The 11,956-nt window shown below is 37.6% G+C and carries 9 protein-coding genes; all 9 read left to right on the forward strand.

Annotated features, from left to right (window positions below; all coding sequences use genetic code 11):
• Positions 1-26: 26 nt before the first annotated feature.
• The 9 genes from ACXJY6_RS14615 to ACXJY6_RS14655 all read left to right on the forward strand — a co-directional run bounded on the left by ACXJY6_RS14615 (position 27) and on the right by ACXJY6_RS14655 (position 11,925).
• Positions 27-1,460 carry an oligosaccharide flippase family protein gene (locus tag ACXJY6_RS14615; protein ID WP_458768763.1) on the forward strand — a complete coding sequence of 478 codons (1,434 nt, stop codon included), beginning with the start codon at positions 27-29 and terminating at the stop codon, positions 1,458-1,460.
• Complete coding sequence (locus tag ACXJY6_RS14620; protein WP_458768764.1) at positions 1,429-2,520, forward strand: right-handed parallel beta-helix repeat-containing protein; 1,092 nt, start codon at positions 1,429-1,431, stop codon at positions 2,518-2,520. Before ACXJY6_RS14615 ends, ACXJY6_RS14620 begins: the two co-directional genes overlap by 32 nt.
• A gap of 612 nt (positions 2,521-3,132) precedes the next feature.
• Complete coding sequence (locus ACXJY6_RS14625; RefSeq protein ID WP_458768765.1) at positions 3,133-4,536, forward strand: undecaprenyl-phosphate glucose phosphotransferase; 1,404 nt, start codon at positions 3,133-3,135, stop codon at positions 4,534-4,536.
• Positions 4,537-4,621: 85 nt separating this feature from the next.
• On the forward strand, positions 4,622-5,191 hold the full coding sequence (locus tag ACXJY6_RS14630) for a polysaccharide biosynthesis/export family protein (protein WP_458768766.1): 570 nt from the start codon (positions 4,622-4,624) through the stop codon (positions 5,189-5,191).
• A 102-nt stretch (positions 5,192-5,293) separates the two neighbouring features.
• Positions 5,294-7,492 carry a GumC family protein gene (locus ACXJY6_RS14635; protein ID WP_458768767.1) on the forward strand — a complete coding sequence of 733 codons (2,199 nt, stop codon included), beginning with the start codon at positions 5,294-5,296 and terminating at the stop codon, positions 7,490-7,492.
• Positions 7,493-7,628: 136 nt separating this feature from the next.
• Entirely contained in the window at positions 7,629-8,975 is a 1,347-nt protein-coding gene (locus tag ACXJY6_RS14640; protein ID WP_458768768.1) for a lipopolysaccharide biosynthesis protein, read from the forward strand.
• A complete protein-coding gene (locus ACXJY6_RS14645) occupies positions 8,972-9,673 on the forward strand; it encodes a CatB-related O-acetyltransferase (RefSeq protein WP_458768769.1) in 702 nt (233 codons plus the stop codon). Before ACXJY6_RS14640 ends, ACXJY6_RS14645 begins: the two co-directional genes overlap by 4 nt.
• 40 nt (positions 9,674-9,713) lie before the next feature.
• Entirely contained in the window at positions 9,714-10,667 is a 954-nt protein-coding gene (locus ACXJY6_RS14650) for a hypothetical protein (RefSeq protein WP_458768770.1), read from the forward strand.
• 70 nt (positions 10,668-10,737) lie between these two features.
• The gene (locus ACXJY6_RS14655; RefSeq protein WP_458768771.1) at positions 10,738-11,925 is read left to right on the forward strand and encodes a hypothetical protein; all 1,188 of its coding nucleotides are present in this window, start codon (positions 10,738-10,740) and stop codon (positions 11,923-11,925) included.
• Positions 11,926-11,956: the final 31 nt, after the last annotated feature.

Below are 11,956 nucleotides of genomic sequence, written 5' to 3' on the forward strand. Positions count from 1 at the left end.
ATATGCAGTGACGACAAGGGAAAGTTGTGAAAATTAAAAAAGAGCTGAATAAAGCCATTTTATCGAGCCTGCTTGGAAAGTATTTTCTCTATATATTCCAAATCGTATCATTAGCCATATTATCTCGCTTGTTTACGCCTGAAATGTTTGGTGTTGTAGCGGCATTTCAAGTTTTCATACTTTTCTTCCAATTGATCGCAAACTCAGGTTTAGCGCCTGCGGTCGTATACAAAGGTACTCTAACGACAAAAGAACGAAATGGGATTTTTTCGGCAACATTGTTGATCGGAATTGTTTGCTCAATCGTCTTTCTATTCGCGACGCCATATTTAGTCGTTTGGTTAGGGTTGGAGTACGTAGAAGTACTCTCATGGGTATTGGCAATTAATGTGTTGTTCTCAGCACTGTCAATGCTGCCAATGGCATCGTTGCAAAAAGACGCCAAGTTTATGATTTTGGCACGAGCTGAAGTCTATGCAGAATTAATTTCATTGGGGATTACCCTAATACTGTTTTACTTTGGTTACGGTGTTGAAGCATTGGCAAGTAAATTACTCTTCGTGCCGGTGTTTAGATTTGTATTTTACTATCTGCAATCGGCCGATACTGAAATTGGACAAGCCAGTTTTGGGCGCAACGTCTCCGCTATTTCCTCTCTCTATGCTTTCGCTAAATTCCAAGTTCTATTTAACGTTTTGAACTACTTTTCAAGAAACTTAGATACCTTGTTGATCACCAAATATTTTGGTGTGGCAACGGTCGGTTTTTATGAGAAGTCGTATCAAGTGATGCGTTACCCACTTCAATTGTTTACCTTCGCAATAACACCTGCATTGCAACCGGTCTTAACCAAATATAAAGATCAGCCCGATGTGATCGAGAAAGAGTATTACCCGATAGCGTTTAAACTCGCGATGTTAGGGATCTTCGTATCATCAGTTTTATTCTGGGGAAGTGAAGAAATTGTCTTTATTATGTTTGGTTCTCAATGGGCAGAAGCAGGCGTCTACTTAGCGATTTTCTCAATAAGTATTCCATTACAAATGGTTTTGAGCTCGACAGGTGGGATTTATCAAGCAGTGGGTGCATCCAAGTTGCAGTTCTACTGTGGGGTATTTAGCTCAATTGTTAACGTAGCGATGATCATTTCGGGCGTTTTATTAACCGATTTAGTTTTGTTATGTCAGTTATTGGTAGCCGGCTACGTGATCAATTTCATTCAATGCTTCTGGCTTATGCACAAACGTATATTCAAAAGTTTGTCACGTACGAACCTATTGCTTATTTTTGTTCTAATTTTAGTTCCATATCTAAATCTGTTGTTTTTTAATGCAACTACACTGGTCAAAGATGGACTGGTTTATTTAGATGCGTTTATCTATCTATGTGTACTATCAGGGATGAGTTTGGTTTTTACAGGAGTATGTTATGTGTTACTTCAAAAGTTTTATTGGAAGTAAAGCATTTATAGCCAGTTTAGTTTTTACAATATTGTTGTTTTCTTGGCCACACCGCGATGCCGAGGCCTGCTCCATTTATGTTACTAATGGGGTTTCTTCGGTAGATTCTGATGAAGAACCAGCTGAAGATGATCTCTTTTTCGACATTGAAAAGGCGTTGCAAAATAGCGTATCGGGCGACACCATTTGTTTTAAGCAAGGGATTTATTCCGCATTTGGTATCAGTGACATTGATGGCGGATCGGATTATATAACGATACGTTCAGTACCAGGTGAAGAGGTTGTGATTCTTAGCCACAACTATTCTGGGACGGGCGTTGCTATCAAAAATTCGAAGAATATTGTGGTATCGGGTTTGAAAATCACGGGTGGCTTGTACGGGATATATTCCACGGGTTCATCGGATATGACTTTCACCGGTAATAACATTTACGATATCGGCCAAGAAGGTATCGTCATCAAGTCAGAAATCTCTCAACAGCCACTATCAAATTTTGTTGTTCGCAATAATGTCATCAGCAATATCGGTAAGAAAAACTCTCAATATGGAGAGGGTATTTATCTTGGTGATGGTAGAGATAACTATAACGAAGAGCTCTACGATATTGAAGTTGTTGGTAACCACATTTTCAATTCGGGCAATGAAGCGATCGACGTAAAAATTAACGCCAAAAATGTCCTAATTAAGTCGAATACCATTACCGATACTCAGCTTCACTTTAATGGGGCGATCACTGTTGCGACTGCGGCGAGATACGGTGAAGATTCTAACGTTAGAATTGAGCACAATAACATTTCAGGTGTGACAAATATCAACGGTTATCGAGCAAACGGTATTGCCGTTGGTCATGGAAACGTGGTGATTAAAGATAATGTCCTCATTGAGAAAAGTGATAACTTCATTGGCGTCTGTGTATACACAACATTTGTTAATCGAAATGCGAATACTGTGACGGTTGAAAACAACAATATCATTACTTCTGGTGACAAAGTAGTCGAGAAATGCGCCAATGGTGGCATGGAAAACATGAACGAAGCAGCCAACGTAGTTTACAACTAAGGCTTATTTCCAAATAACGTTGATTCTGAAGTGAGTTCTATTTGCAATTGATAGTACTAATAATAAATAAGCAATTCTAGCGGTTCTCTTCGCTTCATTTAAATTTACCACTCTGATTTAACAGAAATATGTTTAAAACAACACACTAATATAACTCAGATAAATATTGGTGTGGGTTTTTATGTGCCATGTTAATCAATGTGACATATTGAAACAGAGTGTCTTAAACCTGAGATGAGTGAATAATGTTGTCATTAGTCATTCTATTTCTCGTTGTGTTGACCGACTAACAAGTGAATAATAGTCGTATGTCTAATTTTTGATATATAAATGGACTAGATTAAGTGATCTGTGGCAAAAAACGCTCGAAATAATACAGTATCGACGTGCTAGTTAGAACGTTGATGAGATAGAAAAAAGCTCATAATAAGAATAAATAAGTATTGAAAACAAGTGTATACGTCTACCGATTGAGACAATCTTAACGGTAAAATGGTTGGTTAGATTGAGCAAGTGGGGAGCTATAACCTAAGGGCGGTAGCGTACTTAATTCATGAAAAACTCACAGCTCAATTCATAAAAATATATAAAAAATAGGTAAATTCCACAGTTATGAAACATGGAAGTCGTATTAAATATCAGGGCGAAGAATCCGCAGTAGCCTTCAAGATTTTTGACCTCACGATTATTACCTCTCTTTTCTATGGACTGTCCATTTATTATCTTGGTTCGTTCGACATCATTTATGAATTAACACTGGCAGCCGTGGTGGTGTTATTTTATTTGGTCGCTGAGATAGCTGGCGTCTATTTAACCTTCCGATTTTCTACCCTACGTGACATATTTATTGCCATCCTTGCTTCCTGGACGGTGTGCATGGCGATCACGTTAGGCGTAAGCTTCTTTTTAAAAATCTCTGAAGATTATTCTCGTGTGGTGATGGGATCTTGGTTTGTTTTCACACCACTCTTGCTTATCGGCTGGCGTTTCGCATTTGTCTATGTAGTTCGCCTCCTGTTTCCAGCTGAAATGGGCAAGCGTAAAGTCATTGTCATAGGTGCGACACGTTCTGGAATTCAGCTTGCTCAAGAACTTAAGCAGCGTGGTCGCCAGAGTGAGGCATTAGTTGGATTTTACGACGATCGCGGTGTAGATCGAATTGGTTTAGTTGGCTTGCCTGCGCCCATTCTCGGCAGGATTGATGATGCCTTAGAATTAGCCAAAAGCCATTCAGTGCAAGAAGTCTACATTGCACTGCCAATGGAAGCCTCTAAGCGAATTAAACAGATTTTAAATGCGTTCGCCGATGCCAATGCCCGAGTTCATGTTGTTCCCGATTTCTTCACATTCGACCTCATGCAATCGCGCCTCAAGAACGTCGGCAATATGGTGACACTTTCAGTCTACGATTCTCCTTTTTATGGATTAACCTCGATAGTAAAACGGATTGAAGATGTCGTATTTGCATCCATAATAACAATTCTCATAAGTCCAGTGCTTTGCGCGGTTGCGATTGGCGTAAAACTTTCGTCTCCTGGGCCGATTATCTTTAAGCAAGAACGGTACGGTCTAGACGGTAAACCGATTCTGGTGTGGAAGTTCCGCTCAATGAAAGCGATGGATAATGGCGCAGTGGTGAAGCAGGCAACCAAAGGTGACCCACGTATCACTAAGTTTGGCGCGTTTATTCGTCGCACCTCGTTAGACGAATTACCTCAGTTTATTAATGTCATTACTGGGCAAATGTCCATCGTGGGGCCTCGTCCACATGCAGTGGCACATAATGAAGAGTACCGTAGCCTAATAAACAAATACATGCTGCGTCACCATGTCAAACCGGGCATTACCGGGTGGGCACAAGTGAATGGTTTACGTGGCGAAACAGAGACTCTGGATAAAATGGAAAAGCGAGTTGAATTCGATTTAGTTTATATCCAGAACTGGAGCCTATGGCTCGATATAAAAATAATATTTTTGACCGCATTTAAAGGGTTTATAGGTAAAACAGCGTATTAACCGTACGCTGTTTTCACATAAAGCTTTTACATAGCACTTTTTCTTATAGCTTTCTAATAGATGTACACACATAAAAGGGTAGATGATGTTGAACAAAATAATGAAATGCGCACTGTTGGTGTTAAGTGCCTGTTGTTTCTTTATAAGCTCTGCGCAGGCAGCATATACGTTGGGTGCAGGGGATACGATTCGAATCTCAGTTTACGGAGAAGAAGAACTCTCATTTGAAGAGTACCTTATCGACAGTGGTGAAGCACTCGATTATCCATATGTGGGTGTCATCGATCTTAAAGGAAAATCGCCTAAAGCATTGCAAGAAGCCATTGCAGCAGGTTTGGATGGTAACTACCTGATGGATCCAAAAGTCACGGTTAACATTGTTAAATATCGCAATGTCTATATTAATGGCGTTGTAAATAACCCCGGTGGTTATGAATACCAGCCCGATTTAACCGTACAAAAAGCGATTGCACTCGCCGGTGGCTTTTTAGCGAAATACCGTAAGACTAAGGGTATTTACTTAACCAAAGCAAATGAAACGCAAGGTTTAACCCAAGATCAAATTGAAGACCTATTAGATAACAAAAAAAGATCGGACTTAAATGATCCCGTCGGCCCTGGCGATACCATTTATGTGGTGAGCTCTTTTTGGTAATCGAGTTGTTTCCACCTATATTTTTATCGGTATTTAATATTAGCGCTTTTTGATTAAAGTAAAATCACGTACAGAAGTCTACAAATAGGTTAGGTTTATTGCATGCATCAAATACTACAAGACTCAAATTCAAAAGATATCATCGATCTTTCTTATTACTTCAAACTCTTAAAGCAAAATTGGTTGAAAATCACCCTGTTTACTATCATGGTGACAGGGCTTACCGTATTACTCGTTCTACAAATGACTCCGAAATATACAGCGACGGCGACTTTGCTGATTGAGGCACAAGAGAACAAAGTGATCTCAATTCAAGAAGTGGTTGGGATTGATTCGAGCCAAAAAGAGTACTACCAAACTCAATTTGAAATTCTAAAGTCGATTCCCATTGCTAAGCGTGTGATCGAAAAGCTTAACTTGGCTAAAAATCCAGAGTTTAATCATCACCTTGACCATAAAAAAACGCTTATGGAAAGTATAAAAGAACTTCCATTAGTCTCTTCTTTGCTTAAACACGATGGCCCTAAACCATTGCAAGAAGACATTGATGAAGCTATAAAGCAAGCAGTTATCAATAACTTTACAAAAAAATTATCTATTGGCCCAATTCGAAATACTCAGTTGGTAAAAATTAGCTTTACCTCGCAAGACCCGAAGTTGGCGACCAAAATTGCCAACGAAGTGGGGCGTTCTTATATCGAACAAAACCTAGAGGCTCGCTTAGAAGTGACCAAATATGCTTCAGGTTGGATTGCAGGGCGCCTAGCGGAGCTACAAGGTCAATTGGCTAGCTCAGAAAAAGCCTTATCAGACTACCTAGTACAAGAAAAATTGATCGACGACAGTGGTATTGATGCCTTGGCCAGTCAAGAGTTGGCTAATTTAACACAGAGCTTGTCTGAAGTTCGTGATCGCCGTATCGAGGTTGAGTCGGCATATTCTGCACTTAGAAATGCCAATACTCAGGATGTGGCATCAATTACCTCGATTCCCTCTATTTCTACCCACCCACAAGTAGTGGCCATTCGCAAGGCCGAATTGGAAGCACAGAATGAAGTTAATGAGCTACGTAAGCGTTATGGAGATCGACACGACAAAATGATAGCCGCTCAAGCCAGATTAGATGCAGTAGAAGAGCGGGCTGTAACAACCATTAGCAATCTCGTCAGTGGCTTTAATAAAGAGGTTCAGGCGTTACGTAGACAGGAAGCATCACTTCAAGCCACTATCACTCAGCGTCGTGATGAATTTCAATCATTGTCAGTAAAAAAGAATCGTTACGCCTCACTCAAACGTGATGTAGCCACCAACCGTGATGTATTGAATGTCTTTTTAACTCGTCAAAAAGAAACCAGTGCAACACAAGATTTCAATTCAACCGTTGCCCGTTTTGCTGCCGAAGCTGAAATTCCACAAGTTGCCAGTGCACCGCGAAAAAGCCTTATCGTTGTTTTGGCTTTTATTACTAGTTTAGGACTAGCAATCGTACTTGTGCTTATTGGTGATGTGATGAAGCACACGATTGAATCCAGTAAAGATTTTGAAGACCGTTTTGGTCTTATCCCACTTGGTTCGATACCTCAAATCAAGGCTAATCGCTTTAAGAAAAAACCTCTTGATAACTCGGTTTTATTTGAAGCGAATGAAGTCGCATTTGGAGAATCGATTCGTTCGATTCGAACCTCATTAATGCTTAATAATCGGGACAATAAGCGTCTGGCCATTACGTCTTCTTTGCCATCCGAAGGAAAAACGACCGTTGCAATCAATATTGCGATGGCTTACGCAAGCTTAGAAAATACGATTTTGATTGACTGTGACCTGCGTAAATCGTCAGTAGCAGAACGTTTTGGTTTTAAAAAGTTTCAACAGGGACTGAGTAATCATTTGCTTATGGGTACCGAACTTGCGGACTGCTTATACAAAGATGAAAGATCTGGTTTGACAATCTTGCCGGCTGGGATGTTGGTGACAAATCCACAAGAACTACTTAGTTCACCTAAGTTTGCTCAGGTTCTAGATACACTTGAGCAACAGTTTGCTCACATGATCATCGATACACCACCCAGCTTACCGGTAAGTGATTCACTAATCATTGGTCAATTAACGCAAAATGCATTATTGGTAGTTAAGGCGAATGAGACTAAGCAAGATTCAGTGAAAAAAGCGTTTGCTAAGTTAATTCAGCATGAAGTCAACATCCAAGGTGTGGTTGTTAATCAAATTAATCGTAAACTAGCAAATGTGGAATATGGTTATGGCGAATATGCCATGTATGAGTCTAATGTGGAAGAAAAATAGTAGTCATTGATTATTATTTTAAATGTAATTTGTAGTGAGTCATTGAGGACTTAACATTTTGTAAAATTTGAGTGTTCTAAAATGAAATAGCTCAGACTTATTCTTCCTTTTAGAAAACATCAGGATACCGGTATTAATGTCAAAGTTAATTTCAAAATTAAGTAATTCAAGGGATACACATATTCGAACAAGAAACTTTCGTCTGCTTATTTCAATTGGGACATCTGTCTTAGCAAAGTTTATCTCTATCGGTTCAACACTTATAACTACTCCACTGACACTCGGTTATTTGGGAGCTGAAGGCTTTGCTGTATGGATGGTGATCTCAGGGTTTGTAGCCTTTTTAGGTTTCTCTGATTTAGGTATTGGAATGGGGCTGCAGAATGCACTAAGTAAGTGCTGCGGTCGCGAAGATAAAGACTCACCTAAGTACTATATTTCGAATGCATATTTGTTGATTTCAGGATTAGCATTTTGTGTTGCTGTGCTTTCATATTTAGTTTTTAGCTTTTTACAAGTAGAAATGTTATTTAAAATAGAAGATCAAAAGTTTCTTCAAATTGCAGTTATTACTTTACAGTACAGTATCTATGCATTCCTAATTAATATGCCGATAGCATTAGTTTTACGAGTGCTCGGAGGCATCCAGAAAACATATATTGCAAATAATGTAAATGTGGTTGGGAGTATCGCAAGTTTATTGTCCATATTCTTATCTGTTCATTTTGACTTAGGATTAACGGGTTTAACAGTTCTATTTATAGTCTCACCATCATTAATTCGGCTTTTATATGGAATCTATTTTTATAGCAAAAATGAAGATTTAAGACCTCGGTTCGTGAAGCCATCAAAGGTGTATTTGTCTCCTCTAATGTCAGCTGGGGCTTGGACAGTGATGGTGCAATTGATTTATTCTGTAAAAATGAACATACCAACAATGATTATATCTTCAACATTAGGCATGGTCGCTGTCGCGGAATATACCGTAGCTCAAAAATTAATTGGATTAGCTGCCTCTATGATTGGTATGGCACTTCAGCCGTTGTGGGTGGTTTATGGTGAAGCATTTCATCGTGGCGATAAACTCTGGGTACAGAGCACACTTAAAAAATCGATAAAATTAGTGGTTTTGCTTAGCGTGATCGCCGCCGTCGCATTTCAGTTTGTAGGTGAGTTTCTCATCACTTTTTGGTTGGGTGGTCAGTTAATTCCTTCTCAAATGCTTATACTGGGGTTCTCATTATGGATGATCGCATCGAATATTAATATTTGTTACGCCATGCTGCTTAATGGTACCGGACATTTTAAAAATCAAGCGGTATTTTCGTTCATATGTGTAGGCGCAATGGTAATTATAAATAAGGCTTATGTTCTAGAGCTAGGTACTGTTGGCGTAATATTTACGACGTTTATTATCGCAGAGCTAATTCGTATCCCATTTTTTCACATTCAGTCCATTAAAATGATTAGGAAAATATCATGAAGCTTAATAAGCAAAGCTTGATTTGGTTGCTTTATAAACGAAAAAAAATGATAAAGTTGGTGGAAGGCTTTCATGCTCACTGGAATACTGATGTTTCACCTAATTCAAGTTTCTCTGAGTATGCACATATTTTAGATGGTGCAACGATTTCTAATTCATCAATTGGTAGGTTCTCGAGAATTAATGGTGCTACTTTAAGCAATGCTACCATCGGAGCATTTACCACCGTAACACGCCGTAGCGTTGTTGGTGGGGGGGGGGATCATCCGTTGGATCAAGTATCATATCACTCATTATTCTATATGCCTGATAAAAAACAACATCCGAATTTAACTTTAAGTACTATCGACAAATATCCTAATGCTTTAAAAAGAGTTATTATCGGAAATGATGTTTGGGTAGGGTCTGATGCCTTCATTAAACATGGTGTTACGATCGGTGATGGTGCTGTAGTTGCCTCGGGGTCTATTGTTACTAAAGATGTCCCGCCTTACGCTATTGTAGGGGGAGTGCCAGCTAAAGTGATTAAATATCGTCATGAAGATAAAGAGTTGAGAGCCGCTCTTATTGAATCACAGTGGTGGAATTGGCCTGTAGCGGCACTCCAAGTTATTTCGGATAATTTCGATAGAGATACCTCTCTTACAATTGAAAAATTTAGACAGATTCAAGACGATGCAAAAAAATATTTGGATTAATTTATAATCTCACTTAATAACGATAAATATGGCACATTTAATGGAATTTAATTTTTATTCTCGATACGAATCTGGTCATCGATTAGATTATATAAATTTTTGTAGTCAATACATGAACGGTGAGAGAGTTAGCTTTAAAAATATGCTAACAAGAAAAGAACCACTTCTTTTTTTAATGATAGAAGAAAATTTTTTTTTATATGTTCTTATTTCATTATTTAGAATTTTATTAAAGCGAAAAACTTCAGGTTTATTATTTAGAGGTGTCGAATGCACTAGAGGTAATTCACTAAGATTGAAAATAAAGAAAAACGTATTAATACTACTTAAGTACTTTGAAAATTCTAAAACTATTTCTATTATTCCTTTTTATTTAGATAGGAATTTGAGTGATATATGTGATGATTGGATCTATGACTTTCAATTTTGGGATAAAGAGTACTTGGAAAGTCAATGTAATAAATTAGAAGTTAGTAGGCATGAACATGAAATTAAGCGTATTGCAGCAGGACGAAAAATAGTATCCGCTATTGGTAAACAGGATGTAAATAAAGGTTTTGACAAGTTTATTGAAATGTCAAAGAAAAACAACGAAAAATTACTATTTATATCGGCAGGAAAAATTTCTGATAATTGTAGACATTTTATTAATGATATTGATGATAAAAATATTCTTTTTATCGATAGTTTTATTTCAAATAATCAATTAGTTGCATTATATCGATCTAGCGATTTCATCTGGAACTTATATAGCCCACAATACGATCAGTCTTCTGGTGTTTTTGGGCGCACGTTACAATATAAAAATAAACCAATTATTAGAAAAGGGTCTGTTTTGGAAAAAATAGCATTAGCAGAGAAGTTAGACCATATTTCATTAGAATATAATGAAATAATAAATACTAATTTGGCTTCAGGTGTAAACTCTTTGAGCACTCATCAACATTTCTTTGAAAATAAACAATCAAGTACCTTTCTTGATATATGTTTTTGATATGTTGAAGAAATAACTAAAATTAACCTTCGATCTTTTATTTGCTTAATGTAGTGGCAGTTTTATATTTATGGTTCTATCTAAACAAAAATTAGAAGTAATACTAGCGACTATTTTAGGGTGTCTAGTCGGTTTGATGCGCCCACATGCATTAGGAGAAGTTTACTCATTTCACCTATCATTTCTCATAACGGCAATCATTTTATTGATATACATTACGAGAAATAGAAGCGTTCATTATAATTTTAGATATAAACAGCCGCTCATTGTTCAAAGCAGTTTTGTTGCCTTATTTAGTGTTTATATGCTTTGGCACTCAGCAGTTATCGGATTAGTTGATGCTAGCTTCGTGTTTAAAGGAGTGCTATTGGCAATTCTCCCTGTTATTGCAATCTTCTACTCTAGCCAGGAAAAAAATAGGATTAGGGGTTTTTTTGATGGATTTGCTTTTGCCATTTTTATCAGTTGTTTTAGTATCACAATAAGTTTTGTTTTATTATCGTTGGGCATTACCTATGAAGCACTGCATGTTTATGATTATAGTTATACGTATGAAGCTAATGGCTATGTCATTTTCCCTTGGACGTTAACTTTCAATTTGGTTGATGTAGGATTTGGTCATATACCAAGATTAAGTGGATTTTATAGAGAACCTGGAGTCGTGCCGGCTTTTGCATGTTGGGGAGCAACCTATTCCTATTTACGGCGTTGGCCTATGTGGACAACAATATGCTTTATAACAGGATCATTGTGTTCTCTATCTAGCCTTGGCTTTATTGCTTTATTACCAGCTGTATTAATCGCAGGTGATTACTTTGGTATGAAGTTACGTAATTCACTATTTATTATAATTGCATTTACCTTAATTTTATGGCCGGTATTTTATTCGCTAGATGGAATTGGTATTCAAGCTAAAATGGATTCCGGTAGTGGCTCTTTTGCCGAGCGTTATGATCAATTTTGGGCATTTTTCGATATTGAGAACGTATTTTTTGGCGATGGTTCAGGTTGGAGTATTTATCATACTAACGCAATAAATATACTTTCAGCTTCCCGAACTTATGGGTTTATTTATTTAATTCTACTTATTTTAATATTGTCTTTTTCAATATTCCATAGTTTTTTATTTTTTTCCGGATGTATCCCATTTATATTAATATGTATGACCGCTCAACCTATCGTTATGGAACCTGCGGCTATCGCTGTTTGGTTTAGTTGGTTAATCTTTTCTTGGAACTATGATGAAAGTCGAATTTGATTTGTAGTGTTAGAAGAGTAATTAGATTATA

Source organism: Vibrio phycocola (assembly GCF_054404255.1).

Excerpts from the sequence above, each read along its gene's own strand:
- ACXJY6_RS14620 (WP_458768764.1), top strand. The coding sequence starts at position 1,429 with ATGTGTTACTTCAAAAGTTTTATTGGAAGTAAAGCATTTATAGCCAGT.
- ACXJY6_RS14625 (WP_458768765.1), top strand. The coding sequence starts at position 3,133 with ATGAAACATGGAAGTCGTATTAAATATCAGGGCGAAGAATCCGCAGTA.
- ACXJY6_RS14630 (WP_458768766.1), top strand. The coding sequence starts at position 4,622 with ATGTTGAACAAAATAATGAAATGCGCACTGTTGGTGTTAAGTGCCTGT.
- ACXJY6_RS14635 (WP_458768767.1), top strand. The coding sequence starts at position 5,294 with ATGCATCAAATACTACAAGACTCAAATTCAAAAGATATCATCGATCTT.
- ACXJY6_RS14640 (WP_458768768.1), top strand. The coding sequence starts at position 7,629 with ATGTCAAAGTTAATTTCAAAATTAAGTAATTCAAGGGATACACATATT.
- ACXJY6_RS14645 (WP_458768769.1), top strand. The coding sequence starts at position 8,972 with ATGAAGCTTAATAAGCAAAGCTTGATTTGGTTGCTTTATAAACGAAAA.
- ACXJY6_RS14650 (WP_458768770.1), top strand. The coding sequence starts at position 9,714 with ATGGAATTTAATTTTTATTCTCGATACGAATCTGGTCATCGATTAGAT.
- ACXJY6_RS14655 (WP_458768771.1), top strand. The coding sequence starts at position 10,738 with ATGGTTCTATCTAAACAAAAATTAGAAGTAATACTAGCGACTATTTTA.